The sequence below is a fragment of the Mesorhizobium sp. M6A.T.Cr.TU.016.01.1.1 genome (genome assembly GCF_003952585.1).
Lineage (GTDB): Bacteria > Pseudomonadota > Alphaproteobacteria > Rhizobiales > Rhizobiaceae > Mesorhizobium > Mesorhizobium mediterraneum.
Genome location: NZ_CP034452.1, coordinates 3068405 through 3092553, shown reverse-complemented (window position 1 = coordinate 3092553; position 24149 = coordinate 3068405). Strand labels below are relative to the sequence as shown.

The 24149-nt window shown below is 63.1% G+C and carries 24 protein-coding genes and 1 pseudogene; 6 read left to right on the top strand and 19 right to left on the bottom strand.

Annotated elements, in window-relative coordinates; genetic code table 11:
• Nucleotides 1-2: 2 nt before the first annotated feature.
• The 5 genes from EJ075_RS14925 to EJ075_RS14905 all read right to left on the bottom strand — a co-directional run bounded on the left by EJ075_RS14925 (nt 3) and on the right by EJ075_RS14905 (nt 2956).
• Complete coding sequence (locus EJ075_RS14925) at nt 3-149, bottom strand: hypothetical protein (protein ID WP_126104868.1); 147 nt, start codon at nt 147-149, stop codon at nt 3-5.
• A gap of 26 nt (nt 150-175) precedes the next feature.
• Nucleotides 176-430, bottom strand: coding sequence for a GlsB/YeaQ/YmgE family stress response membrane protein (locus tag EJ075_RS14920; RefSeq protein WP_126104867.1), 255 nt, complete (start codon nt 428-430; stop codon nt 176-178).
• Between the two features lie 105 nt (nt 431-535).
• Complete coding sequence (locus EJ075_RS14915; RefSeq protein ID WP_126104866.1) at nt 536-781, bottom strand: hypothetical protein; 246 nt, start codon at nt 779-781, stop codon at nt 536-538.
• Nucleotides 782-833: 52 nt separating this feature from the next.
• Nucleotides 834-1454, bottom strand: coding sequence for a ribonuclease D (locus tag EJ075_RS14910; protein ID WP_126104865.1), 621 nt, complete (start codon nt 1452-1454; stop codon nt 834-836).
• A gap of 116 nt (nt 1455-1570) precedes the next feature.
• Entirely contained in the window at nt 1571-2956 is a 1386-nt protein-coding gene (locus EJ075_RS14905) for a M20/M25/M40 family metallo-hydrolase (protein ID WP_126104864.1), read from the bottom strand.
• 403 nt (nt 2957-3359) lie between these two features.
• Between EJ075_RS14905 and polA the strand changes: the two genes are divergently transcribed.
• Together polA and EJ075_RS34125 are read left to right on the top strand one after the other, a co-directional pair.
• Complete coding sequence (gene polA, locus EJ075_RS14900) at nt 3360-6326, top strand: DNA polymerase I (RefSeq protein ID WP_126104863.1); 2967 nt, start codon at nt 3360-3362, stop codon at nt 6324-6326.
• A gap of 32 nt (nt 6327-6358) precedes the next feature.
• A pseudogene (locus tag EJ075_RS34125) lies at nt 6359-6519 on the top strand (precorrin-3B synthase); the annotation flags it as partial.
• Nucleotides 6520-6550: 31 nt separating this feature from the next.
• Here the strand turns inward: EJ075_RS34125 and EJ075_RS14895 are convergent.
• The 8 genes from EJ075_RS14895 to EJ075_RS14860 form a co-directional block, all read right to left on the bottom strand.
• Nucleotides 6551-6955 carry a Fur family transcriptional regulator gene (locus tag EJ075_RS14895; RefSeq protein WP_023675234.1) on the bottom strand — a complete coding sequence of 135 codons (405 nt, stop codon included), beginning with the start codon at nt 6953-6955 and terminating at the stop codon, nt 6551-6553.
• A 264-nt stretch (nt 6956-7219) separates the two neighbouring features.
• Nucleotides 7220-8266, bottom strand: a complete 1047-nt coding sequence (gene mgrA, locus EJ075_RS14890) for an L-glyceraldehyde 3-phosphate reductase (protein WP_126104862.1) — start codon at nt 8264-8266, stop codon at nt 7220-7222.
• A 149-nt stretch (nt 8267-8415) separates the two neighbouring features.
• Entirely contained in the window at nt 8416-9579 is a 1164-nt protein-coding gene (locus EJ075_RS14885; RefSeq protein ID WP_126104861.1) for a Gfo/Idh/MocA family oxidoreductase, read from the bottom strand.
• An 11-nt stretch (nt 9580-9590) separates the two neighbouring features.
• The gene (locus EJ075_RS14880; protein WP_126104860.1) at nt 9591-10337 is read right to left on the bottom strand and encodes a sugar phosphate isomerase/epimerase; all 747 of its coding nucleotides are present in this window, start codon (nt 10335-10337) and stop codon (nt 9591-9593) included.
• A gap of 67 nt (nt 10338-10404) precedes the next feature.
• Nucleotides 10405-11514: an ABC transporter ATP-binding protein gene (locus EJ075_RS14875; RefSeq protein ID WP_126104859.1), complete on the bottom strand. Its 1110-nt coding sequence runs from the start codon at nt 11512-11514 to the stop codon at nt 10405-10407.
• 11 nt (nt 11515-11525) lie between these two features.
• Nucleotides 11526-12461: a carbohydrate ABC transporter permease gene (locus EJ075_RS14870; protein ID WP_126104858.1), complete on the bottom strand. Its 936-nt coding sequence runs from the start codon at nt 12459-12461 to the stop codon at nt 11526-11528.
• Nucleotides 12454-13347 carry a sugar ABC transporter permease gene (locus tag EJ075_RS14865; RefSeq protein ID WP_126104857.1) on the bottom strand — a complete coding sequence of 298 codons (894 nt, stop codon included), beginning with the start codon at nt 13345-13347 and terminating at the stop codon, nt 12454-12456. The genes EJ075_RS14870 and EJ075_RS14865 overlap by 8 nt, the downstream gene beginning before the upstream one ends.
• Before the next feature lie 114 nt (nt 13348-13461).
• Nucleotides 13462-14700: an ABC transporter substrate-binding protein gene (locus EJ075_RS14860; protein ID WP_126104856.1), complete on the bottom strand. Its 1239-nt coding sequence runs from the start codon at nt 14698-14700 to the stop codon at nt 13462-13464.
• Between the two features lie 419 nt (nt 14701-15119).
• Here EJ075_RS14860 and EJ075_RS14855 point away from each other — a divergent pair, with 419 nt between their 5' ends.
• Nucleotides 15120-16169, top strand: coding sequence for a LacI family transcriptional regulator (locus tag EJ075_RS14855; RefSeq protein WP_095488321.1), 1050 nt, complete (start codon nt 15120-15122; stop codon nt 16167-16169).
• Between the two features lie 237 nt (nt 16170-16406).
• Here EJ075_RS14855 and EJ075_RS33960 read toward each other — a convergent pair whose 3' ends face one another.
• Nucleotides 16407-16532, bottom strand: coding sequence for a hypothetical protein (locus EJ075_RS33960; RefSeq protein WP_280953389.1), 126 nt, complete (start codon nt 16530-16532; stop codon nt 16407-16409).
• A 130-nt stretch (nt 16533-16662) separates the two neighbouring features.
• On the opposite strand from EJ075_RS33960, the gene EJ075_RS14850 reads away from it, so the two are divergent.
• The 3 genes from EJ075_RS14850 to EJ075_RS14840 all read left to right on the top strand — a co-directional run bounded on the left by EJ075_RS14850 (nt 16663) and on the right by EJ075_RS14840 (nt 19125).
• Nucleotides 16663-17481 carry an oxidoreductase gene (locus EJ075_RS14850; RefSeq protein ID WP_126104855.1) on the top strand — a complete coding sequence of 273 codons (819 nt, stop codon included), beginning with the start codon at nt 16663-16665 and terminating at the stop codon, nt 17479-17481.
• A 79-nt stretch (nt 17482-17560) separates the two neighbouring features.
• The gene (locus EJ075_RS14845; protein WP_126104854.1) at nt 17561-18151 is read left to right on the top strand and encodes a TetR/AcrR family transcriptional regulator; all 591 of its coding nucleotides are present in this window, start codon (nt 17561-17563) and stop codon (nt 18149-18151) included.
• Nucleotides 18152-18216: 65 nt separating this feature from the next.
• Nucleotides 18217-19125, top strand: coding sequence for an alpha/beta hydrolase (locus tag EJ075_RS14840; RefSeq protein ID WP_126104853.1), 909 nt, complete (start codon nt 18217-18219; stop codon nt 19123-19125).
• Between the two features lie 201 nt (nt 19126-19326).
• Here the strand turns inward: EJ075_RS14840 and EJ075_RS14835 are convergent, their stop codons facing one another.
• The 5 genes from EJ075_RS14835 to EJ075_RS14815 form a co-directional block, all read right to left on the bottom strand.
• A complete protein-coding gene (locus tag EJ075_RS14835; protein WP_095488311.1) occupies nt 19327-19557 on the bottom strand; it encodes a hypothetical protein in 231 nt (76 codons plus the stop codon).
• 187 nt (nt 19558-19744) lie between these two features.
• Nucleotides 19745-21172 carry an NADP-dependent phosphogluconate dehydrogenase gene (gene gndA, locus EJ075_RS14830; RefSeq protein ID WP_126104852.1) on the bottom strand — a complete coding sequence of 476 codons (1428 nt, stop codon included), beginning with the start codon at nt 21170-21172 and terminating at the stop codon, nt 19745-19747.
• Between the two features lie 156 nt (nt 21173-21328).
• Nucleotides 21329-22966: a copper resistance CopC/CopD family protein gene (locus EJ075_RS14825; protein ID WP_126104851.1), complete on the bottom strand. Its 1638-nt coding sequence runs from the start codon at nt 22964-22966 to the stop codon at nt 21329-21331.
• 56 nt (nt 22967-23022) lie between these two features.
• Nucleotides 23023-23541 (bottom strand): YcnI family protein, encoded by a 519-nt coding sequence (locus tag EJ075_RS14820; protein ID WP_126104850.1) that lies wholly within the window; start codon nt 23539-23541, stop codon nt 23023-23025.
• Between the two features lie 57 nt (nt 23542-23598).
• Nucleotides 23599-24138, bottom strand: coding sequence for a copper chaperone PCu(A)C (locus EJ075_RS14815; protein WP_095488303.1), 540 nt, complete (start codon nt 24136-24138; stop codon nt 23599-23601).
• Nucleotides 24139-24149: the final 11 nt, after the last annotated feature.

The window sequence follows — 24149 nt, the reverse complement described above, 5'->3', positions numbered from 1 at the left end:
GCTCAGTTCTCCTGGATCGAAATACCCTTCTCGTCGATCTTGAGTTCCACGCCCTTCGGCCTGGTTTGCTCGCGATAGACATAGACGCCGAGCGCGATGACCACGACGACGAGCGCGCCGATGATGAGATAGAGCATGTTCTGTTTCATGGCGCGCCCTTGATGTGCTTCGAGGATCAGGCCTGCTTCACCAGTTTGATCAGCACGAGCAGGATGACCGCGCCGATCGTGGCGTGGACGATGGAGGCAAATATGCCACCGCCTATGGCGAACCCCAGCCTTGGGAAGAGCCAGCCAGCGATAAAGGCACCGACAATGCCGACGGCGATATTGCCGACAAGGCCGAGGCCGAAACCCTTGACCATCAGGCCGGCGAGCCAGCCGGCGATCGCACCGATGACGATGAAGACAAGCAGGCTCTCAGTGCCCATTGCAGATCCCTCCTGAGCGAACGGTCGTGGAGCAGAAAGCTCCGAATCGACCCCCGATTGCAACAGGCCCAAACTATTGGAAACGAGACGGCCCCGCCAGCGGCGTCATTCGTCGTCGTCCCCAGATGCAGGCCGCCAGCTGATCGGCTCGATCTTCCTTTGCGTATGACCGTCCGTATAGGCCCACCAGCCGGTGTCGTTCTCGTCCCAGTCGCCGCCGGCCGCTTTCAGCCGGTCGAGCGACCGGTACTGCGCGATGGATTCGTTCATCACGCCGTCGCTGTCCTTCCAGTAGACGGTGACCTTGGAACCATCCTTGGGTGCCGTTTCGATTGGTTTCCGGGCAGCCATTTCATCCTCTCCGTGGACCGACAGAACGTCGCGGCGAACATCTGGTTCCACCTTAGCTGTGGGCGAAGATGTCTGCCTCATCCCAGCCCATCAGGTCGAGTTTCGCACGCGTCGGCAGGAAGCGGAAGCAGGCCTCGGCCTCCTTGGTCCGGTTGTCGCGCGCCAACCGGGCCGTCAGCACATCGCGCAGCTGGTGCAGATAGAGCACGTCGGAGGCTGCGTATTCGAGTTGTTCGGGAGACAGCGTCTCCGCCGCCCAGTCCGACGATTGCTGCGCCTTCGATAGGCTGACGCCGAGAAGCTCAAAGCAGATGTCCTTCAGCCCGTGCCGGTCGGTGTAGGTTCGGGTAAGCCGCGAGGCGATCTTGGTGCAGAACACCGGCTCCGGCATGACGCCGAAGGCATTGTAGAGCACGGCGAGATCGAAACGGCCGAAATGAAAGAGCTTGGTTATGCTGCGATTCCTGAGCAGGCTGACGAGGTTTGGCGCCTTTTTCTGGCCGGGCGCGATCTGGATGACGTCGGCGGAACCGTCGCCCGGCGAGATCTGCACCACGCAAAGCCGGTCGCGATGCGGATTGAGCCCCAGCGTCTCCGTGTCGATAGCGACCGCCCCGACGTCGTAGTGCAAGAGCCCGGGCAGGTCGTTCTTATGGAAGCGGATATCGCTCATCGTATTCTCCGGTCGCAGCCCGTGCGGTGATTTGTGCGCCAACCGGACGCACGTCGCTCTAGCCGTCCTCGCCGCGATCCGATGAAAAATCAACAGAAAGTTGAATTCTTGCCCTGTCAGCGTGTCAGCGTATCGAGAATGCGTGCCCAGGAGCGTTGTCCCTTGTGGAAGGAACTCATCTCGTACTTCTCGTTCGGCGAATGGATGCGGTCATCGTCGAGCCCGAAACCGACCAGCAAGGACTCGATGCCGAGATAGGTCTGGAAATCGCCGACCACCGGGATCGAGCCGCCGCTTCCCGTCGTCACCGCCGGCTTCGGCCATTCGTCGGACAGCGCGTCCTTGGCCTTGGCGAGAAACGGCGAGTCGTAGGAAAGCTGGATCGCCGGCGAGCCCCCATGCGGGTGGAAATCGACTGAGCAGTCGGCCGGGATGCGCTCCCTGACGAAGGCCTGAAAAGCGGCGCGGATCCTTTCCGGGTCTTGCTTGTGGACGAGGCGGAAGGACACTTTTGCCGAGGCTTCCGCCGCGATCACCGTTTTGAACCCCTTGCCGGTATAGCCGCCGGTAATGCCGTTGAACTCGGCCGTCGGTCGCGCCCAGGTGAGCTCGAGCACCGAGCGGCCCTTTTCGCCAGACGGGATCGACAGTCCGACAGGCCCAAGGAATGTCTCGGCGGTCTCGCCGAGCGTCTCCCATGACTTCAGGATCTGCGAAGGGGTCTCCTCGACACCGTCATAGAACCCCGGAATGGTGACATGGCCGTCCTTGTCGTGGATGTCGGCCAGGATCCTGGCCAGGACGCGAATTGGATTGGCGGCAGCACCGCCATAGAGACCGGAATGCAAGTCGCGGTCGGCGGCTTTCACCGTGATCTCCTCGCCGACCAGCCCCCGCAGCGCGACGCAGATCGACGGCGTATTGCGGTCCCACATGCCGGTGTCGCAGACAAGCGCGAAGTCGGCCTTGAGCTCGGCGGCGTTTGCTTCGAGGAACGGCTTCAGCGAGGGCGAGCCTGACTCCTCCTCGCCCTCGAACAGGATCGTGATGCGGCATGGCAGCCCGCCATGCACCTGCTTCCAGGCGCGGCAAGCCTCGACGAAGGTCATCAATTGCCCCTTGTCGTCGGCCGAGCCACGTCCCGTGATCACCTGATGGCCGGGCTCGATCTCCTTCACCGAAGGTGCGAACGGATCGCTTTCCCAGAGCTCGATCGGGTCGACCGGCTGCACGTCGTAATGGCCGTAGAACAGGACATGCGGCGCGCCGGCCGGCCCGTCATGATGCGCCACCACCATCGGGTGGCCTGGCGTGTCACGCACGCTGGCATCGAACCCGATCAGCTTGAGTTCCGCCACCAGCCATTCCGCCGCCTTGCGGCAGTCGGCGGCGTAGGCCGGATCGGTGGAGATCGACTTGATCCTGAGCAGGCCGAACAGGCGCTCCAGGCTCTCGTCGAGGTTTTTGTCGAGGCGGTCTAGGACGGGGGAAACTGCGGACATTTTATCAGCCTTTCGATTCTGAGCGGCAACCCTAAAGCTGCGAGGCAGAAACGAAAAGCCGGCGGTCGTTGGACCACGGGCGTCGAAAGGTAAAAAAAATGCCGCCGTGGTGGAGGGGGAACCACGGCGGCCTTTACTCGAAACGATGCGGCAGCCCGGAGAGGGGGGATAGGCTGCCGCAAGTGTCCGGGATAGGCGGGGGACGGGCCTTGCTCCGGACTTCGGCGAAAAATGCCGATGGCGTTTATCTGTGTCTCCGAACGTGGCGATTCAAGGGCACGAAGATTACACTTTTGTAACATACCCGTGATCCGATCGACTTGTCAGGGATGTTGCGGGAACCGGTGGTTGAGGCCGCCTTTGGCATGGACCACGGCGCTGCGCCGCGCTATCCCTTCGTCCCATGAAAAAAGGCGATCATCTCTTCCTTGTCGACGGCTCCGGCTACATCTTCCGTGCCTATCACGCACTGCCGCCACTGACCCGCAAATCCGACGGGCTGCCGACCAGTGCCGTGCTCGGCTTCTGCAACATGGTGTGGAAGCTGACGCAGGACGCCCGCAACACCGATGTCGGCGTGGTGCCGACGCATTTCGCCGTCATCTTCGACTATTCGTCGAAAACCTTCCGCAACGATCTCTACCCCGAATACAAGGCCAACCGCTCGGCGCCGCCGGAGGATTTGATCCCGCAATTCGGCCTGATCCGCCAGGCGACCAGGGCCTTCAACCTGCCTTGCATCGAGATGGAAGGCTTCGAGGCCGACGACCTGATCGCCACCTATTGCCGGCTTGCCTGCGAAGCCGGCGCCGACACCACCATCATCTCCTCCGACAAGGACCTGATGCAGCTGGTCGGCGCAACGGTCGGCATGTACGACCCGATGAAGGACCGCCAGATCGGCATTCCCGAAGTCGTCGAGAAATGGGGCGTGCCGCCCGAAAAGATGATCGACCTGCAGGCGCTGACCGGCGATTCGGTCGACAATGTTCCGGGCGTGCCCGGCATCGGGCCGAAGACGGCGGCGCAATTGCTCGAGCAGTTCGGCGACCTCGACGGGCTGCTGGCGCGCGCCGGCGAGATCAAGCAGGACAAGCGTCGCGAATCGATCATCGCCAATGCCGACAAGGCGCGCATCTCGCGTGAACTGGTGACGCTGAAGAACGACGTGCCGGGGATCGGTGGGCTCGATGATTTCGTGTTGCACCCGCCCGACGGGCCAAAGCTGATCGGCTTCCTCAAGACGATGGAATTCTCCTCGCTGACCCGCCGCGTGGCGGAAGCGACCGGAACGGATGCGGCTGATGTCAAGGCCGTTCCCGTCATTATCGAGCGCGCCGACACCGCGCATGGTCCCGATGTCGGGTTTGGAGTGCCGGCAGCCGCCGAAAGCGCGGCAGGCGCAGTGACAGACGAAGCCGGGGAAGCGGTGCCGGCCACCGTCAAGGTGGAACCCAAGGAAGGCGACACCCCTTCGCTTCTCTCGGCGCTTCGCTTCGAGGACGCCACCGCCAGCAAGATCGACACCAGCGCCTACGTCACCATCCGCGACACAGCAGCGCTGAAGGCGTGGGTGGCCGAGGCGATGGAGACCGGCATCGTCGCCTTCGACAGCGAGACCACCTCAGCTGACCCAATGCAGGCCGAGCTGATCGGCCTCTCCATGGCCACCGCGCCCGGTCGCGCCGCCTATGTGCCGCTCGCCCACAAAAGCGGCAACGGCGACCTGCTCGGCGGCGGAGTGGTCGAAAACCAGATTCCGATCCGTGAGGCGCTTGGCATTCTGAAGCCGCTGCTGGAGGACAGGTCGGTTCTCAAGATCGTTCAGGAGCTGAAATACGACCTCGTCGTCATGAGCCGCCACGGCATCGATATCGCCCCCTTCGACGACACCATGCTGATTTCCTACGTGCTTGATGCAGGCACGTCCGGCGGCCACAGCATGGCGGCTCTCTCGGAAAAATGGCTCGGCCACTCGACCATTCCGCTCAAGGAACTGGCCGGCTCGGGAAGGAGCTTCGTCGGCTTCGACCAGGTCGATATCGACAAGGCAACGGCCTATGCCGCCGAGCACGCCGATGTGACGCTCAGGCTCTGGCGGGTGCTGAAACCACGGCTTGCCGCCAAGGGCCTCGTCTCGGTCTACGAGCGGCTGGAACGGCCGCTGGTGCCGGTGCTGGCAAGGATGGAGCAGCGCGGCATCTCCGTCGACCGGCAGATCCTGTCGCGGCTCTCCGGCGAACTGGCACAGGGCGCCGCGCGGCTGGAGGATGAAATCTACCAGCTCGTCGGCGAGCGCATCAATATCGGCTCGCCGAAACAGCTCGGCGACATCTTGTTCGGCAGGATGGGCCTGCCCGGCGGCTCCAAGACCAAGACCGGCCAGTGGTCGACCTCGGCGCAGCTCCTGGAAGACCTCGCCGCCGAAGGCCACGAGCTGCCGCGCAAGATCGTCGACTGGCGCCAGCTGACCAAACTAAAATCGACCTATACCGATGCGCTGCCCGGTTTCGTCCATCCCGATACGAAGCGCGTCCACACCTCCTACGCCCTTGCCGCGACGACGACCGGCCGGCTGTCGTCCTCCGATCCCAATTTGCAGAACATTCCGGTACGCACGGTCGAGGGGCGGAAGATCAGGACGGCTTTCATCGCCGACAAGGGCAACAAGCTGGTTTCCGCCGACTACAGCCAGATCGAGCTGCGTGTGCTCGCCCATGTCGCCGAGATCCCGCAGCTCAAGCAGGCGTTTGCCGACGGCGCCGACATCCACGCCATCACCGCGTCGGAGATGTTCAACGTGCCGGTCGAGGGCATGCCCTCGGAAATACGCCGCCGCGCCAAGGCGATCAATTTTGGCATCATCTACGGAATTTCCGCCTTTGGCCTGGCCAACCAGCTCTCGATCCCGCGCGAGGAGGCGGGCGCCTACATCAAGAAATATTTCGAGCGCTTCCCCGGCATCCGCGACTATATCGACGCAACCAAGGCCTATGCCCGCGAGCACGGCTTCGTCGAAACGATCTTCGGCCGCCGCATCCATTATCCGGAGATACGGTCGTCGAACCCTTCAATCCGTGCCTTCAACGAGCGCGCCTCGATCAACGCACGCCTGCAGGGCACCGCCGCCGACATCATCCGCCGCGCCATGATACGTATGGACGACGCGCTGGAAAAGGCGAAGCTTTCCGCCCGCATGCTGCTGCAAGTGCATGACGAGCTGGTCTTCGAGACGGTGGAAGCGGAGGTCGAGGCGACGATCCCCGTCGTGCGCCATGTGATGGAGAACGCCGCGATGCCGGCGGTCTCGATGTCGGTGCCGCTGCATGTCGACGCCCGCGCCGCCAACAATTGGGAAGAGGCGCATTAGCGGCCCAACAACTGGATACGCCGCGATCCTTCGCGCCCCCCTCTGTCCTGCCGGACATCTCCCCCTCAAGGGGGGAGATTGGCAGCTGCAGCGCCGCATCCAATCCTGCAACGCTGGCGATTGGCGAAGGCCGAAATGACAGCCGATCTCCCCCCTTGAGGGGGAGATGTCCGGCAGGACAGAGGGGGGTGCTGTCCCGCCAGCATCAATAGGTTAGTCCAGCCCTAAGCCGCCTCGGCCAGGCATTTCGCACAGGTGCCGCGGAACTCGATCACCGCCTTCTTGGCGGCAAAGCCGGTCGAGCGCACCCATTCGTCGAGCCGGTGTCCGACATCATGGTCGGAAAATTCGGTCACCTGCCCGCAAGTGTCGCAGATTGCAAAGGCGGTCATCGAATGGCTGTGATCGTGCGGCTCGGCGCAGGCGACAAAGGAATTGAGACTTTCGAGCCGGTGCACGAAACCGGACTTCACCAGCGTGTCGAGCGCGCGATAGACCTGCAGCGGTGCGCGGAAGCCCCGCTCGCGAAGCTGGTCGAGCAATGTATAGGCGCTGAGCGGACCGCTGGCGGCCTCGAGTTTCTCGAGCACGCACAACTGGTTTTTCGTCAGCACATCCCTTGCCGCCATGATTCTGTATCCAACCCGTTCGCGCCGCTCGCACGTCATTTCCGCATGCAAGCGGCTTCAATTCTATCCAGATAGCGACGAACGGGCATTTTTGCTACTGTTTCTGTGCCGGCATGGTCCAGAAGTCGGCCAACTCCGGGCAGGCCAATTTCGAAGCAGACATTGGCGGGCCCGAGTAAAAAAAAACGGCGGGAGCAATTCCCGCCGTACCTGTTCGGCTATGCGTTGCCAATCACTTCCGTAGTGGATCACTTCCGTGGTGGATCATTTGCGTGGCGGACCCTGGCGCTCGGCGGAGGCGGCCCACAGATTGATGTCGGCTTCGCGTGCGTAGATGTCGATTTCGGCGAGCTCGGCATCGCTGAAGTCGAGCACCTTCAGCGCGCCGACGCAGTCCTCGACCTGCTCCGGCCGGCTGGCGCCGATCAGCGCCGAGGTCACCCGGCCCTTGCGCAGCACCCAGGCCAGCGCCATCTGCGCCAGCGTCTGCCCGCGTCGGCCGGCAATCGCGTTCAGCGCCTTGATGTTGGCGATGGTCTTGTCGTTGATGAAGGCCGCCTTCAGCGACTTGCCCTGGCTGGCGCGGCTGCCCTGCGGGATACCGCCGAGATATTTGTCGGTCAGCATGCCTTGCGCCAGCGGCGTGAACACGATCGAGCCGACGCCGAGCCCCTCCAGCGTATCGAGCAGACCGTCGTCCTCGACCCAGCGATTGAGCATCGAATAGCTCGGCTGATGGATGACGCAAGGCGTGCCGAGCTGCTTCAATATGTCGGCGGCCTCGCGCGTGCGCTGCGAATTGTAGGAGGAGATGCCGGCATAAAGCGCCTTGCCCGAGCGCACCGCGTGATCGAGCGCACCCATCGTTTCTTCCAGCGGAGTATCGGGGTCGAAGCGGTGCGAATAGAAGATGTCGACATAGTCGAGCCCCATCCGCTTCAGGCTCTGGTCGAGGCTGGCCAGCACATATTTGCGCCCGCCCCATTCGCCGTAGGGTCCGGCCCACATCTCATAGCCGGCCTTGGTCGAGATGATCAGCTCGTCGCGATAGGAGGAGAAATCCGTCCGCAGGATTTCGCCAAAAGCCGTCTCCGCCGAACCGGGCGGCGGGCCGTAATTATTGGCGAGGTCAAAATGCGTGATGCCGAGATCGAAGGCTTTGCGCGCGATCGCCTGCTTGGTCCGATGCGGCGTGTCGTTTCCGAAATTGTGCCAGAGCCCGAGCGAGATCGCCGGCAATTTCAGGCCGGATCGCCCGCAGCGATTGTAGATCATTTTCTCGTAGCGGTTTTCGGCGGGCACATAGGGCATGGGAGATCCTCAAATCAAAAGCGAGCCCGGCAATTGCCACCGCGAAAAAGGGTGAGTCGGCTCTGCCCCTCACCCTTAGCCTCTCCCCGTTTCTAAGGGGAGAGGGGTCGACGGTAAACAGCACGTGTCGCAATCACTGAAGCGCTACCCTATTTCTTCTTCGCCAAGAGCCCTTTCTTCTTTGCCAAGAGCCCTTCCGCATCCTTGACGCCCAGTGCCGCAGGCCGTTCGCAGGTGGTCTGCATGGCAACGAACTTTCCGCTCGCGCCCGACCGCAACATGCCGGTCATCACATCGACGGCATGCAGCGCCAGTTCCATCGAGCATCGATGCGGCCGGCCTTCCGCAATCGCCAGTGCCATGTCGGCGAGACCGGCGGTGCGGTAGTTGGCCATCATGCCATGCGAATGCATCTGGTTGGGCACGCCGAACGGATGCTTCCATTTCGGCAGCTTCTTGACCGGCTTGGCGGCGTCGGTGACGCGAACGTCGCCGCCGAAGAAATTCGGATCCGGCAAGAACACCGTGCCCAACTCGCCGTAGAGCTCCATCGGCGCATGGCCATGGCTCCACACGTCCCAGCTGGTGTTGAGCGTCACCACGGCGCCATTCTCGAACTCCATCACGCCGTGGATCGTCGTCGGCGTTGCGACCAGGATTTTTTCGCCGGCGCGAGGCTTGGACGAGATCGTGCGCTCTGTCTTCGGGATCGAAGCGAAGGCTGCCACCTGCTTCACCGGCCCGATCAGCTGGATCAAATTGGTGATGTAATAGGGTCCGATATCGAGCACCGGACCAGCGCCAGGCTGGAAGAAGAAGTCCGGATTGGGGTGCCAATGCTCCATCCCATGGCTCATCACATGGCATGTGCCGCTGGTGATCTTGCCGAGCTTGCCAGTGTCGATCAGGTTGCGGACAAGCTGATGCGCGCCGCCGAGGAAAGTGTCGGGCGCAGAGCCGATGCGCAGTCCATCTCTCTCCGCCAGCTTCTTCAGGTCGAGCCCTTCCTTGACCGACAGCACGAACGGCTTTTCAGAATAGACGTGCTTGCCGGCCTCGAGGATCTGTTTCGACACCTCGTAGTGCACGGCCGGAACGGTGAGGTTGACGATGATGTCGATGTCGCCGGCCTTGAGCAGCCCTTCGACCGTCTCGGCACGCAGCTTGAACTCCTTCGCCCGCGCCTTGGCCGCATCCATGTTGATATCTGCGCAGGCGCGCATCTCGATGCCGCGAAACAGCGGCGCAAACGAGAAATACGCCTTCGAGATGTTGCCGCAGCCGATGACGCCGACCCCGAGTTTTTTTGCCATGCTGGTTGCTCCTAATAGGTCTTGGCGGCTGCGATCGAGCGGCGGGCGAAGCGCTCGACGTCGTTGGGATTGTCCTGTTCCATGACGTAGTATTTGGCGGCGCTTTTGGCGCGTAGCGCCTTGATCAGGCCGGTCCAGTCGATCGTCCCATGGCCGACATCCGACCAGCCGTCCTCATCGAGGCCCTCGCCGGGCTTGGCGATGTCCTTGACATGGACGGCGGCGATGCGTTTGCCATATTTCTCGATCCAGGGCAGCGGATCGTCGCCGCCGCGCACCACCCAGGCCACGTCCATCTCCCAGCCGATATCGGGCGCTGCCGCCAGGATATGGTCCTGCGGCACCGAGCCGTCGGCAAGCTTCTTGAACTCGAAATCATGGTTGTGCCAGGCAAAGCCGTAGCCGGCTTTCTCAGCCGTCTCGCCGACCTTGGCCAGGCGTGCGCCGAAGCCGCGCCAGCCAGCCGTGTCGGTCGGCCTGCTCTCGGCGACCAAATAGGGGCAGATGAGCAGTGTGATGCCGAGCGCGTCAGCGATGTTGCGCACACCGTCAAAATCCTTCTCGAGCGCATCCATCGAGAAATGACCGGTCGGCATGGTGAGGCCGTTCTTGTCGAGTTCGGCACGAAATGCCTTGGGGTCGTCATAGACGCCGCCGAACCCTTCGACTTGCGCGTAGCCGAGCTCGCCCAGCATCTTGAGCACCCCTTCCCAGGGTTGGAAATTGCGGGCGCTGTAAAGTTGGAATGACCAATTCATCGTCTCTGTCCGTTCTCTGGGGATGGATGTGCTTGAGGTGAAATTCTGGGAATGAGGTTTTGGGGAGTTACAGGCGGATGCCGGTTGCAGCGTCGAACAGCGAAGCGCGCATCGGGTCAAAACCGATGCTCACCGCGTCGGCATTGTTTGGCGTGCGCTCAGAGGTCACCCGCACCGTGAAATTCTGATTTGCGAGCTTCAGCCAGACCAGCGTGTCGGAACCCATGGGCTCGACGACCATGACATTTGACGTGGCTGTGAACGGCCATCCAGTGCCGCTGTTGAACGCGACATGCTCGGGCCGGATACCGAACACGGCCGCCCCCGGCACGGGCTCCTTTTCGAAAGCGTAGGTGGCAAGCGGGATCCGCACATCCTCGACGACGAAGTGCCAGCTGCCATCGTCCTTCTCCAGCCGGCCGTCGAGGAAATTCATCGCCGGCGAGCCGAGGAAGCCGGCGACGAAACGGTTGACCGGGCGATTGTAGATGGTCTGCGGTGCGTCGAGCTGCTGGATCACGCCGCCCTTCATCACCGCGATGCGGTCGGCCAGCGTCATCGCCTCGATCTGGTCGTGAGTGACATAGATCATGGTGTTCTGCAGCTTGCTGTGCAGCAGTTTGATTTCGACACGCAGCTCCGCGCGCAGCTTGGCATCGAGATTGGAAAGCGGCTCATCGAACAGGAAAACGTCTACGTCGCGCACCAGCGCCCGCCCGATGGCCACACGCTGGCGCTGGCCGCCCGACAGCGCCGACGGCTTGCGTTGCAGCAGCGGCTCGATCTGCAGGATTTCTGCGGCCCGCGCGATGCGCTTGGCGATCTCGTCCTTGGCGATGCCGGCGACGCGCAGCCCGAACGACAGGTTCTTCTCCACCGTCATCTGCGGATAGAGCGCATAGGACTGGAACACCATGCCGATGCCACGGTCCTTGGGTTCCTCCCAAGTGACGTTCTTGCCCTTGATGAAGATGCGGCCGTCCGAAACGTCGAGCAGGCCGGCGATGCAGTTGAGCAAGGTCGACTTGCCGCAGCCGGACGGCCCGAGCAGCACGATGAACTCGCCCTCGGCGACATCGATGTTGAGCGTCTCCAGCACCGACACCGCGCCGAAATTCAGCGACAGGTCCTGGATCGAGACGCTGGGATTCTGGATTGAACCAATGGGATTTTCCATTCTTGTCATCATCATCCTTTCACCGCGCCGGCGGCGATGCCACGCACGAAGAGCTTGCCGGAAACGAAATAGACGACGAGCGGTACCAGGCCGGTCAGGATGGTGGCGGCCATGTTGACGTTATATTCCTTCACGCCTTGCACCGAGTTGACGATGTTGTTGAGCTGCACCGTCATCGGATAGGTGTCGGGGCGGGTGTAGACCACACCGAACAGGAAGTCGTTCCAGATGCCAGTCACCTGCAGGATGATAGCGACGACGAAGATCGGCAGCGACATCGGCAGCATGATACGGAAATAGATGCCCCAGAAGCCGGCGCCATCGACGCGCGCCGCCCGGAACAATTCCTCCGGCATGGAAGAAAAATAGTTGCGGAACAACAATGTCAGGATCGGCATGCCGAAGATGGAATGGACGATCACCAGGCCGCTTAGGCTGCCGTAGAGGCCCACTTCGCGCAGGATGATGACGATCGGATAGATCATCACCTGATAGGGGATGAAGGCGCCGACGATCAGGATGACGAAGAAAGTGTCGGCTCCCTTGAAGCGCCAGTTGGCAAGCGCATATCCGTTCACGGAAGCGATCGCGATCGACAGGATGACCGACGGAACGGTGATGCGCACCGAATTCCAGAAGCCGCGCGACAGCCCGTCGCAGTTGAGGCCGGTGCAGGCGCTGGACCAGGCCTTCACCCAAGGCTCAAAGGTGATCTCGAGCGGCGGTGAGAAGATGTTGCCGAGGCGTATCTCCGGCATGCCCTTGAGCGACGTCACCACCATCACATAGAGCGGCAGGAGATAATACAGCGCCACCACGATGAGCGTGCCATAGAGGAAGATATTGCGGCGCGAGAACACATGCCGCGGCTTCGGCCCTCGCGGCCCGGATGCCTCAAGCCCGATAGAGCCCGTGCCGGCAGGCAGGGAAACGGCATGGTCAGACACGCTTCTTGCCTCCGAATTCGAGATAGGCCCACGGCACGATGACGATCACCACTGACAGCAGCATCATGGTCGAGGCGGCGAAGCCCTGGCCCAGGTTCTGGGCGAAGAACATGTAGTCATAGACATATTTGGCCGGCACTTCGGAGGCGATGCCGGGACCGCCGCTGGTCTGCGCGACAACCAGGTCATAGACCTTGACAATACCGGCAGCGATGATGACCAGCGCGGTGATGAAGACCGGGCGCATCATCGGGATGATGATGAAGAGGTAGGTCTTCAAGGTCGGTATCCCATCCACTCGCGCGGCCTTCCAGATATCCTCGTCGATGCCGCGCAGGCCCGCCAGCATCAGGCACATGATGAGCCCCGTGCCTTGCCAGAGCGCGGCGATCAATATGCCGTAGATGACGATGTCGGAATTGTAGAGCGGATCGAAGTTGAAGCTCTCCCAGCCGAGGCCGCGCACCACCCCCTGGATTCCGAACTCCGGATTGAGCAGCCATTGCCAGACAAGACCGGTGACGATGAAGGAGAGCGCGAAGGGGTAGAGGAAGATGGTGCGGAACGTGTCCTCGAAGCGGATCTTCTGGTCGAGCAGCGCCGCCAGCAGGAAGCCGATCACGAGAGAGAACACCAGCGACAGCACGCCGTAGACCAGGAGGTTCTCAATCGAGACCAGCCAACGCGGCGTCGACCACAGTCGATAATACTGATCGAGCCCGACGAAGTTCAGCCGCGGCAGCAGCTTCGAATTGGTGAAGGAATAGAGCACCGTCCACGCGCTGCCGCCGACGAAGATCACCAGTGCGGTGAGGACCATCGGAATAGAGGCAACCTTGGCGTTAAGGTTGCGGAAGAGTTGATTGGGACGTTCGCTCTTGCTCATCTGCACAGCCGGGCTGGATCGGGTAAGGGCGGGAGGGTCAAGGCCGAAGGGTTAGGGCCTTGACCCTGAGCTCCCGGCCCCGCGGCGGGCCGGGAGCGAGCGGTTCGTCGATCGTCAGTCCGCTGAGGCGACGATGTCGGCGAAGCGCTTGTGCGCTTCTTCCACGGTCATGTCCGGCTTCGCGAAGAACTCGGAGAAAAGGTCCTCTTTCTGCTTTTGGGTGTCCTGCGACAGCAGCTGGTCCGTCCAGGGCATCACGCTGCCCTTGGCCAGGATGTCGAGCCCTTTCTTCATGCAGTCGTTCGCGGCCTTGAGGTCGATATCGCCGCGCACCGGCAGCGAGCCCTTCTTGAGATTGAAGGCGACCTGCGTCTTGGGATCGAGCAGCGTTTCGGCCAGCGCTTCCTGCGCCTTGGATTTTTCAGCGTCCTGCAGCAGCGGGAAATAGAAGGCATCGCCGCCGGTGGCGATGACCTCGTTCAGGCCAAGGCCGGGAAGACACGTATAGTCCTTGCCGGCGGTCTGGCCGGCAACCTGGAACTCGCCCTGCGCCCAGTCGCCCATGATCTGGCCGCCGGCCTTGGCGGAGATGACAAGATTGGTGGCCTGGTTCCAGTCCTGCACATTGGTGTTCTTTGCCATCTTGCGGGCATCGTCCGCGGCCTTGAACACCTTGGCGACCTCGGGCCCGGCGGCGAATTCCGCATCCTTGTCGCGATAAACCTTCAAGAAAGTGTCCGTGCCGCCGACCGCCGTGAGCAGCACATCGAAGGCGCCCGAGGATTGCCAGGGCTGCCCGCCGAGCGCGAGCGGTATGATGCCTGCCTTCTCCAGCGCGGGCGCAGCTGCAACATATTCATTCCAATTCTTCGGCACCGGCACACCGGCCTTTTCGAAGGCCGCGTTCGACAGCCACAGCCACTGCCAGGAGTGAATGTTGACCGGCACGCAATAGATCTTGCCGTCGAGGGTGCAGCCGTCGAGCAGGCTCTTCGGCTGCACGATTTCCGCCCACTTGTCCCTGGTGGCGAGATCGGTCAAGTCCCGCATCAGACCGGCCTGCACCAATTCTTCCGCTTGCCGGCCATGGTTGAACTGGGTGGCGCCCATCGGATCGCCGCCGGTGATGCGGCTGATCATGATCGGCCGTGCCGTGCCGCCGGAGCCGGCGATAGCGCCGTCGACCCAATGATTACCTGTCGCGTCGAACGCTTTGGCGAACTCGGCGACCGCCGCCGCTTCGCCGCCCGAAGTCCACCAATGGGTGACTTCCAGATCCGTCGCTGCCGCCGGGCCGGCGAATTGCAGCGCGGTTGTCACCGCCAACGCAGCGGTCATGACTTGGTATCGCATTTCGGCTCCTCCCAGAATCTGAAACGTTACAGATTTTCGATACGGCAATTGCGTTGGGCGTGCAACCCCCGAAATAGGAGCGGCCCGACATTTTTTCGAGCCGCGAACAAATCCGCATGCCAATTGCCTGCCGTTGCGTCGCAGCAAGACAGGTTGCACTGCAAAAAATGACGCTGCACGCATGAAATTCGGCCAAATTCTGTTCCCGCTGGCACGCCCTTGCCAACGTCCAACGACTTTGCCTCGAATGAAACGTCGCGCGTGCAGAGAACCTGCCCCGAACCGCTGCGCGATGGCAAGTGACAATCTGTAACGTTTCAGTGTATAGGATGTTCACCAGGCGGAGAGTCGCTGGCGAGCCGCAATCCGCCGATTGCCGGCCTGCACGGCAACTGCTATGCGCCTGACGGGCGGGGTGAATGGACAGACATCGAACGGAAAAGGACGACGAGGCGTCGGGACAGGGCCGGCCGACGCTGAAGACGCTTGCCTTCATGACCGGGCTGGGCGTCACCACCGTGTCGCGGGCGCTGAAGGACGCGCCCGAAATCGGCGCCGAGACCAGGCGGCGCGTCCAGCTCGTCGCCAAGCAGATCGGCTACCGCCCCAACCGTGCCGGCGTGCGCCTGCGGACCGGAAAGACCAACGTCATCAGTCTCGTGCTCAACACCGAGCACGAGATCATGAGCTTTGTCTCTGATATCATCTACGGTGTCTCGGAAGTCATCGCCGACACGCCCTATCACCTGATCGTCACGCCGTACTCACGCTCGCAGGATCCCCTGGACCCGATACGCTATCTGGTGGAAACCGGCTCCGCCGACGGCGTCATCATTTCGCGAACCCAGCCGAATGACCCCAGGGCCCGTTACCTGCTGGAGCGTGGCATCCCCTTTGCCACGCACGGCCGCACCGATATGGGGTTGATCCACCCCTATCATGATTTCGACAACTACGCGTTCGCGACCGAGGCTGTGCGCCACCTGGCCGGCATCGGCCGCCGCAGGCTGGCTCTGCTGGCACCACCAGTCGAGCTGACCTATCACCGCCATGCGCTGAACGGCTTTACCGATGCGCTGAGCGAGGTCGGCGCCAGCGAGATCCCGTTCAACACCGTTTCGATCGACCACTCGATCGAGCAGATCAGGATGAGGACCGCGCAGCTGATGCGTCGCGACGTCAGGCCGGATGGCTTCGTCAGCAGCGCCGCCGCCGCGACACTCGCCATCGTCGCCGGCATCGAGGACGCCGGCCTCAAGCTCGGCCGGGACGTCGACGTGGTGTCCAAGCAGTCGTCGGACCTGCTGCATCTGTTCCGCAGGGAATTGCTGGTCGTCAACGAGGACTTCCGGCTGGCCGGCGCCGAGCTGGCCCGTTCCGTGCTGGGCTGGATCGGCGGCGCGGCACCTGGCTCACTGCAGAGCCTGAGCGTGCCGACCGAAGTCCTGGCCTATCGCCGTCCCGACTAGAGCGGGATACGTTCAAATTGAACTGGGCATCCGGCTCCATCTATTTGCCTTAGCCGCATTTCTGCGACGCCAGTGATTCCACTTGCCTGCAAAAAACACGCTGCTGACTGGCAGCCTTGGGGCCGAAAGCGCCTGTCTGCTTTTTGGCGTCGAAACGCGGATAGCGGTCACTCCGACGGGACCACCGTTCGGATGGCACACGCACCGGATTGCAAATCAGCTGCAACATCAATGATTTCAACAGAGGCTGCGGCCATCGACGATCAGCCTCGCCAGATAGCCCTCTAGGATCTCGACCACGGTCGCTGGATCGCAGATGCAATCCACGTCGGCCACGAAGGCCGGCTCATGCGAGACCGGCATACCTTCGCCCGTCCGGCCCGCTGTGGTCCTCGTCTCGCCCTCCATGAAAGTACGAGCATAATTTAATCCTTGCTTTGCGACTACCAAACGGCTATTGTCGTACGAACGTAATTCAAAACTTCAGGAGCTCATGATGACAACAACTCCGCAGGTTGCGCTCGTAACAGGTGCCACCTCAGGCATCGGCAAGGCCACAGCGATCGCCTTGGCCGCCGCAGGTTTCCAGGTGATCGGAACCGGCCGCAACACCGCGCAACTCACCGCGCCCGCCGGGGTGACCTACCTCGACCTCGACGTGACCAGCGACGAATCGGTCGCCTCAGCGGTCAAGCAGGTGATCGATCGGCTCGGCCACATCGACGTCCTGGTCAACAACGCCGGCGTTGGCACAACCGGCGCAGCCGAGGAGTTCTCGATTACCCAGACGCAGGACATCTTCGACATTAACGTCTACGGCATCATGCGGACGACCAAGGCGGTCCTGCCGCACATGCGCGTCCAAGGCCGCGGACGCATCATCAATGTCTCCTCCCTCAGCGGATTCGTCCCCAGCCCGTTCATGGCCCTCTACGTCTCGACCAAGCACGCGGTCGAAGGCTACTCCCAATCGCTGGACCACGAGGTTCGCGATTACGGCGTCCGGGTCCTGCTCGTCGAGCCCGGCCCGATCAACACTCCGTTCGCAGGCCACAGCGTGGAGGCCGACACCCCCATGCCGCTCTACGCGGCGGGACGGCGCAACTACGACGAGCTGCTGGAGAAGAACCTCAGCAGCGGCGACGACCCCGCCGTCGTCGCCAAGGTGATCGTCGCGGCGGCCACCGACCGGAACCCAAAACTACGGCGCACCGCCGGTACGACCGCCCGGATCATCAACGCGGTGCACCGCGTCGCCCCGGCCCGGATCTTCGACCGCGTCATCCGCAGATTCAACCGGATGCCGAGCTGATCGCTGCTTAGATCCACTGACAACTGACCAGGACATAGCGGTATCCGGAGCGCGAAACCCGGTTGAGATGGAGGAACGCATGGTGCGTTACACGAAAGAACACAAGCAGGAGACAAGGCAGCGGATCATTGCGACGGCCGGTCGACGGCTCAAGCGGGACGGTATCGACGGCTCCGGAGTCGCGACGCTGATGAAGGACGCGGAGCTGACCAACGGCGCCTTCTACGCCCACTTCGAATCCAAGGACAGCCTCGTCGCGGAGGCGGTCACCGACCAACTGCACACACTGCACGCGAACATCGTCGAGCTGGCGGAGCCCGGCCTGGCCGGCCTCGAACAGATCGTGCGCTGGTACCTGTCGGCCCACCACCGGGACAACCCCGGCGACGGCTGCCCCAACGCCGCCCTGCTCGACGAGATCGGGCGCAGCGCGGACGCAATCAGGCAGGCGTACACCGACGGCGTGCTGGTCGTCATCGACGGCCTCGCTGCCCGCATGGCACCCGAAGATCCGCCCTCGGCCCGCGTGAAGGCGCTCAGCCTCCTCGGCCTGATGGCCGGGACGCTACAACTCTGCCGCGCCCTGACCGACCGACAACTCTCCGACGACCTCCTCGAGCAGGGCCTCCGCAACGCCCTGGCCCTGGTGGACGCCGAGCTCCGACCATGACCCTCATTTCTGTGACAAGCCCCGGCACACCCGGCGACGTCGCCCTCCATCAGACAGGAACCACGATGACCGAGCAACCCTTCAACCCACAACTGCGAGCCGCGCGGTTCCTTCCCCGCACCATCATCACCGCCGGAACGCTTCCCGCGCTCCGTGTCCTCACCAAGCTCACCGGGATCACCCGGCGGCCGGACGCGCAGGTCGTATCCGTGGACGCCAACGTGTCGGTACACGTCTTTCGCCCGGCTTCGGCCCGGCCTCGGACTCCTGCACTGTTGTGGATCCACGGCGGCGGAATGGTGCTCGGCGACGCGGCGCAGGACAGCGCCTTCTGCCGCCTGATCGCCGATCAGCTCAACATCGTCGTCGTCTCGGTGGAGTACCGGCTCGCGCCCGAGCACCCGTTCCCGGCGCCGCTGGAAGACTGCTACACCGCGCTGCAATGGCTCGCCGGCCAACCCGACATCGACCCCGCACGCATCGCCATCGGCGGCGCCAGCGCCGGCGGCGGTCTGGCCGCCGCGTTGGCGCTGCTGGCGAAGGAACGCGGCGAGATCCGTCCGGTCCTGCAACTGCTGTCCTACCCAATGCTGGATGACCGGACCACCACCCGCATCGACATCGACCCGCGGCGGCTCCGCCTCTGGAGCCCGGCCAGCAACCGGTTCGGCTGGCGCTCCTACCTCGGCCCAGCCACCGCGGACGGCAACGTGCCCCCGCTAGCCGCGCCGGCCCGCTATGACGACCTCTCCGGCCTGCCGCCCGCATGGATCGGCGTCGGCACCAACGACCTGTTCCACGACGAGGACGTCACCTACGCCCGGCGACTGCAGCAGGCCGGCGTCGCCAGCACCCTGCACGTAGTGCCCGGCGCCTACCACAACTTCGACGCCATCGAAGCGAAAGCCGCCATCTCCCAGGCCTTCGTCAAGGCCCAGACGACGGCACTGGACGAAGCACTCAACAGCGGCTGAACGGAACTCCGATGACCGCGCCCAAGGCCGGCCATGCCTGCACCACGCTGCATGTCGGCAGGTCACCGGCAGCTTTCACGGCAGCCTCAAGGCGACCCAACCGGCCGAAATGTAGCGCAGTCCCGACGTCCAGATGGCGAACCGCCGGACCGGCCCGAGAACTCCCAACGGCGCGCTTGAGATCACCCGCGCGCGGCTCTACTAGTCCGAAAACCTCACGCTCACGCCGCGCTGCCGAAAATAGGCCTGCATCAACTTGCGCCCCGAGCGGTTGTTCTGCGCCAACTTGGTCGGATCGAACACCGCCTGTTTTATCCCTTCTCGTGTCAGCGCCGCTTTAAGCGTCGCGATATGTGCGTCGATGTCGGCATTGTCCGCCCGGAGGGAGGCATAGATACTTTCGGTCGCCTGGGCCACGGTCGGTTCGCTCACAGGTGTCGTCCTTTGGTTGGTTGAGCGGCGGCTTACCACAGATTCGCGGCTCCGCCGATACCGATGAGACGGTCAATCGTCTCTACCGGCATAGCAGGTTCCTGGCGCGACCCGACACCCAGTTGGTCGCTGGAGATGTCTGCTTTCTGGCAACCGCAAAATTGGACTCTAGGTCCAAGTCGCGGCGCTAACCCGCCGCTCCGCTCCCCCACGGGCCATGGAATGCACCCGGCTCGTCGATGCGCTCGAAGCCGTGCGCTCCGAAGAAATCGCGTTGCGCCTGGATCAGGTTCGAGGTGCCGCGGCCCTGGCGGTAGCTGTCGAAATAGGCCAGCGCGGACGACAGCGCCGGCACTGGCGAGCCAGCCTCCGATGCCCTTGCCACGATGCGCCGAAGCGATGGATGCGCCTCCTGCATCATCGCAATGAAAGCCGGTGCCATCAGCAGATTGGTGGCCGCCCCGCCCGTACCGAAAGCTTCCGCCATCGTGTCCAGCATTTGCGAGCGGATGATGCAGCCGGCCCGCCAGATCTTGGCGATGGTCGGCATCGGCAGGTTCCAGTTGAATTCCTTCGACGCGCCGCTCATCACCGCAAAGCCTTGCGCGTAGGCGGCGATCTTGCCGGCGAACAGCGCCAGTTCGAGATCGTTGAGAAGCGCGTCCTTGTCTCCGGAAATCTTGGTCACACCGCCATTGCCATAGGCCTTTTCGGCGGCCAGGCGCTCGTCCTTTATCGACGACAAGACGCGCGCTGCCACCGCCGCCTCGATCGCGGTGGCGGGAATGCCGAGCTGCTGCGCCTCGATGACCGACCATTTGCCGGTGCCCTTCTGGCCGGCGCGGTCGAGGATGATGTCGACCACCGGCTTGCCGGTCTTCGGATCGTCGGCGGCCAGCACCTTGGCGGTGATCTCGATCAGATAGGAGTTGAGCCGGCCCTTGTTCCAGCCGGCAAACACTTGTGCGATCTCCTTCGGCCCCATGCCTAAGCCGTCGCGCAAGATGCCGTAGATCTCGCCGATCATCTGCATGTCGGCATATTCGATGCCGTTGTGGATGGTCTTGACGAAATGCCCTGCGCCATCGGTGCCAAGCCATGCCGCACAGGGCTCATCCCTGAACTTGGCCGAAATGGCGGTCAGCACCTTCTCGACGCGTTTCCAAGACTCTTCCGTGCCGCCGACCATGATCGACGGTCCGTGGCGCGCGCCCTCCTCGCCGCCGGACACGCCCATGCCGATGAAGGTGAGACCCGAATCGGAAAGCTCGGAAAAGCGCCGCATCGTGTCGCGGAAATTGGCGTTGCCGGCATCGATGACGATGTCGTTGGCCGACAGCACGCCGCGCAGCGCCGCGATCTGCTCGTCGACCGGCTTGCCGGCCAGCACCATGATGATGATCGGACGCGGCGGCCGGATGGCGGCGGCGAGCTCCTCCAGGCTGTAGCAGGGCACGACCATGTTCTTCAGCGCGCCGGCATTCTCGACAAAGGCGTCGGTGCGCGCGGCGGTGCGGTTGAAGACGGCTATGCGGTGCCCCTTCTCGGCGATGTTGAGCGCCAGGTTGGAGCCCATCGTGCCAAGGCCGATCAGGCCGATTTCGGCTTTTTCCATCGTTTCTTCCCTGCTTTCGGATCTTTTGTTGAGGCCGCGATTTGTAGCGATGCCCGTTCTTCTTGGGATGCCATTCTTGTCGAAAATGAATGACGGGCCTTCAAGCCTGCGTCAACCGCCTCGCCGAAATGTGTTGCGCAGACTGCCGGCTGGTCCTCATCGCCTGATATCGATCGGGGCCTCTATCTTCACGATCTCGAAATCCGAGACGAGAATATCGAGCCGCGCCGTCCATCGGCCCGGGACCGGCACGACGAGATCGTCGACACGCCAGGTGCCATCGCCGCGCTTTGTCGCCGCGCGTTTGATCGGCTCGATGCCGGCATCGGGTTTTGACAACACCAACGTCACTTGCTTAGCGTTGAGCGGACCGAAATCGCCGGTCATGATGACGATAGACGCCGCAACCGGCCCAACATGGCCGGGCGTGATGCTGAGGTCGGCCATCGCCTTCGGCGTGTGGATATGGATCGATGCCGGCTGCGCTGCTGCGATCGCCAGGGCGCGTGGCGGCGGCGTGAAGCGCCAGCCGGCGGCAACGCCGAAGATCGCCAGAATGATCAGCATTTCAACGCCGATCGAGCGGACCAGCCTCCTTTGCACTTCCGTCTCTCCCGCTTCGGCCGGAGCGGTGAGTTTCCAGCGGTTGGTCGCAGCGAGCGTGAACAGAAAGAACAGCAGCGCCAGCTTGACCAGCAGCAACCGGCCATAGGCGGTCTCGAGCAAAGCTGCGGGCGCCTGCACCTGGATGATGGCGAGCACGATGCCGGTCGCTGCGAGCATGGCCACGACAGGCAGGATGGCTTGGGAAAACCGGCGCAGGAAAGGCGCGGCCTCGACCGGCTTCCACCTGATGGCGAGACCGAGCGGCGCCAGCGCCCCGGCCCAGAAGGCAATGCCGGCACCGTGCAGAAACACCATCGGCCTTGTCAGCCATTGCGGTTCGGCGGCACTTGCATGCCCGCTGGCGGCGAGAGCGGCACCGACACCGGCCAAGCCGGCAAGGGCAGAGAGTTTTGCCCCGCCGCGCGGCCCGACCAGCGACAGCAGGCCAAGGCCGAGCGCCACCAGCGCGACCAGCACGGTCCAGCCCAAGCTTGTGCCGAGCCCGGCCTGCCAGACGCCGGGCTGCGCCAGCCGGACGAGCGGCGCACCGAGCGCGTCCAGTCCCTGCAAGCCGAGCGACAAGGGTGCCGCGACAAGGCCGCACAGGATTGCGGCGATGACGAAGCGCTGGCCGGAACGCCCGCCCTTCGCCAGCCAGGCGATGGCAAAGGCACCGCCGACGCCGAGAAAGAGGCCGACATAGAGAAAGACCTTGCCGATCCAGATCGCCGACCTCAGACCCCGGTCGACAGCTTCGGGGACGGCCGGCTCAGCACTCGGCGCGCCGATGGAAAACAGCACCGAGCCGCCGACCGGATGGCCATCGGCGGAAATCACCCGCCAGCTCAGCACATGTGTGCCGGATCCAAGCGTCTGCGGATTGTCGATCTCGACCGTCTGGCCATTGAGCCGAAAGGATGTCAGCGGAACCGGCGTCCCGTCAGCCCGCACCAAGGTCAGCACCAGCGGCGAGACCGGCTCGCTGAAAGTCAGCGAGAACTGCGCTGGGCTCTGTGCCAGCGCCGTGCCGTCGGCCGGGTCGGCTGTGACCAGCGCTGCGTGGGCAAAAGCCTGATTTGGCGCGGTAATGACGGCGAGCAGCACGATCGCGGCCAGCAGGCCAATGGCAAGCCAACCGGCGCGCTTGCCGAACCTGCAGGTCGTCCACCGAAAAGATGCCAGGCTCATGTCAATGTCACAAAGGCGGCGGCGCGCTCTTTCGAACAAAGCGCGCCGCCAAAAAATCATTTCTTCGGCGAAAGCTTGAGGCCGGGCGCCGGATATTCCAGCGCATCCTCATCCTGGCCGCCCGCCGGAATCTCGATCCAGCGCTCGGCAACGCCGTCGCATTCCTGCACCACCGGGAAGTAGAGCATTTGGCCGGCCGGCAGGTCTACCGCCAGAGTCCCGCGGAAGACGAATTCGTCGTAGAATTCGTCCGGCAGGCTGCCGCCGCTCCAGTCGACTTCCTTGACGCCGTTGCTCACCTCTTGACCATGGAGCTGATAGGATTTCTCGTATCTGCCTTTCTTGACCTGCAGCGTCCAGCCCGGCTTCGGCATCGGCTTCACCGAAATCACCCCTTCCGGGATCTGCACGCGCACGGCGGTCGTCGCCTTGCCGTCGCAGCCATGCGGCACGCGCAGGACGGCCTTGTAGGTCGAACCGACCGCCGCCTCCTGCGTTTCGAGTGTGATGTGGGCAAAGGCCGCGCTTGTCCCCAAGACAAAAAACGCGCCGGCCGACAAAAGATATCTGTTCATGATGGTCCCTCAAATTTCGAATTATCCGGATCTGACCGCGTCAGTTGGCGTGCCGGATCAGTTAGCGTGATTGTCCATACCGCCCGTTTCGCCGATGCCTTCCACGGCGAAGTCGACGGTGACGGCGCCGGCCTTCTCGAAGGTCAGCGTGGCTGGAAACGCTTCGCCTTGCTTCGGTTGCCGCTTCAGCCCGACGAACATCAGATGATAGCCGCCGGGTGCCAGCGCGACCTTGCCGCCGGCCGGAATCTCAAGGCCACCGGTGACTGGCCGCATGGTCATGACGCCATCGCTCACGCCCATTTCATGCAGTTCGGCCTTGGCCGAAATTTCCGAGGAAATCGACAGCAGCCGGTCCGGCGAACTGCCGGTGTTGGTGACGGTGAAATAGCCGCCAGCCACTTTGGCGCCGGGCGGTGTGGCGCGCGACCAGGGATGCCCGATCTCGAGGTCCCCAACCCTGAACTCATGCGCGAAAACGGCCTGGGCGCTGACGAACAGGAGGGCGAGGACGAACACGGTGATACCGAGCCGCTCCTCGAAGCTGTGCAGGAAGAGGCTGTTGCGGCCGAACCGCGCGCGGAAAGAATGAGACATGATAGCTCCAA

Excerpts from the sequence above, each read along its gene's own strand:
- EJ075_RS14925 (WP_126104868.1), bottom strand. The coding sequence starts at position 149 with ATGAAACAGAACATGCTCTATCTCATCATCGGCGCGCTCGTCGTCGTG.
- EJ075_RS14920 (WP_126104867.1), bottom strand. The coding sequence starts at position 430 with ATGGGCACTGAGAGCCTGCTTGTCTTCATCGTCATCGGTGCGATCGCC.
- EJ075_RS14915 (WP_126104866.1), bottom strand. The coding sequence starts at position 781 with ATGGCTGCCCGGAAACCAATCGAAACGGCACCCAAGGATGGTTCCAAG.
- EJ075_RS14910 (WP_126104865.1), bottom strand. The coding sequence starts at position 1,454 with ATGAGCGATATCCGCTTCCATAAGAACGACCTGCCCGGGCTCTTGCAC.
- EJ075_RS14905 (WP_126104864.1), bottom strand. The coding sequence starts at position 2,956 with ATGTCCGCAGTTTCCCCCGTCCTAGACCGCCTCGACAAAAACCTCGAC.
- polA (WP_126104863.1), top strand. The coding sequence starts at position 3,360 with ATGAAAAAAGGCGATCATCTCTTCCTTGTCGACGGCTCCGGCTACATC.
- EJ075_RS14895 (WP_023675234.1), bottom strand. The coding sequence starts at position 6,955 with ATGGCGGCAAGGGATGTGCTGACGAAAAACCAGTTGTGCGTGCTCGAG.
- mgrA (WP_126104862.1), bottom strand. The coding sequence starts at position 8,266 with ATGCCCTATGTGCCCGCCGAAAACCGCTACGAGAAAATGATCTACAAT.
- EJ075_RS14885 (WP_126104861.1), bottom strand. The coding sequence starts at position 9,579 with ATGGCAAAAAAACTCGGGGTCGGCGTCATCGGCTGCGGCAACATCTCG.
- EJ075_RS14880 (WP_126104860.1), bottom strand. The coding sequence starts at position 10,337 with ATGAATTGGTCATTCCAACTTTACAGCGCCCGCAATTTCCAACCCTGG.
- EJ075_RS14875 (WP_126104859.1), bottom strand. The coding sequence starts at position 11,514 with ATGGAAAATCCCATTGGTTCAATCCAGAATCCCAGCGTCTCGATCCAG.
- EJ075_RS14865 (WP_126104857.1), bottom strand. The coding sequence starts at position 13,347 with ATGAGCAAGAGCGAACGTCCCAATCAACTCTTCCGCAACCTTAACGCC.
- EJ075_RS14860 (WP_126104856.1), bottom strand. The coding sequence starts at position 14,700 with ATGCGATACCAAGTCATGACCGCTGCGTTGGCGGTGACAACCGCGCTG.
- EJ075_RS14855 (WP_095488321.1), top strand. The coding sequence starts at position 15,120 with ATGGACAGACATCGAACGGAAAAGGACGACGAGGCGTCGGGACAGGGC.
- EJ075_RS33960 (WP_280953389.1), bottom strand. The coding sequence starts at position 16,532 with ATGCCGGTCTCGCATGAGCCGGCCTTCGTGGCCGACGTGGATTGCATC.
- EJ075_RS14850 (WP_126104855.1), top strand. The coding sequence starts at position 16,663 with ATGATGACAACAACTCCGCAGGTTGCGCTCGTAACAGGTGCCACCTCA.
- EJ075_RS14845 (WP_126104854.1), top strand. The coding sequence starts at position 17,561 with ATGGTGCGTTACACGAAAGAACACAAGCAGGAGACAAGGCAGCGGATC.
- EJ075_RS14840 (WP_126104853.1), top strand. The coding sequence starts at position 18,217 with ATGACCGAGCAACCCTTCAACCCACAACTGCGAGCCGCGCGGTTCCTT.
- gndA (WP_126104852.1), bottom strand. The coding sequence starts at position 21,172 with ATGGAAAAAGCCGAAATCGGCCTGATCGGCCTTGGCACGATGGGCTCC.
- EJ075_RS14825 (WP_126104851.1), bottom strand. The coding sequence starts at position 22,966 with ATGAGCCTGGCATCTTTTCGGTGGACGACCTGCAGGTTCGGCAAGCGC.
- EJ075_RS14820 (WP_126104850.1), bottom strand. The coding sequence starts at position 23,541 with ATGAACAGATATCTTTTGTCGGCCGGCGCGTTTTTTGTCTTGGGGACA.
- EJ075_RS14815 (WP_095488303.1), bottom strand. The coding sequence starts at position 24,138 with ATGTCTCATTCTTTCCGCGCGCGGTTCGGCCGCAACAGCCTCTTCCTG.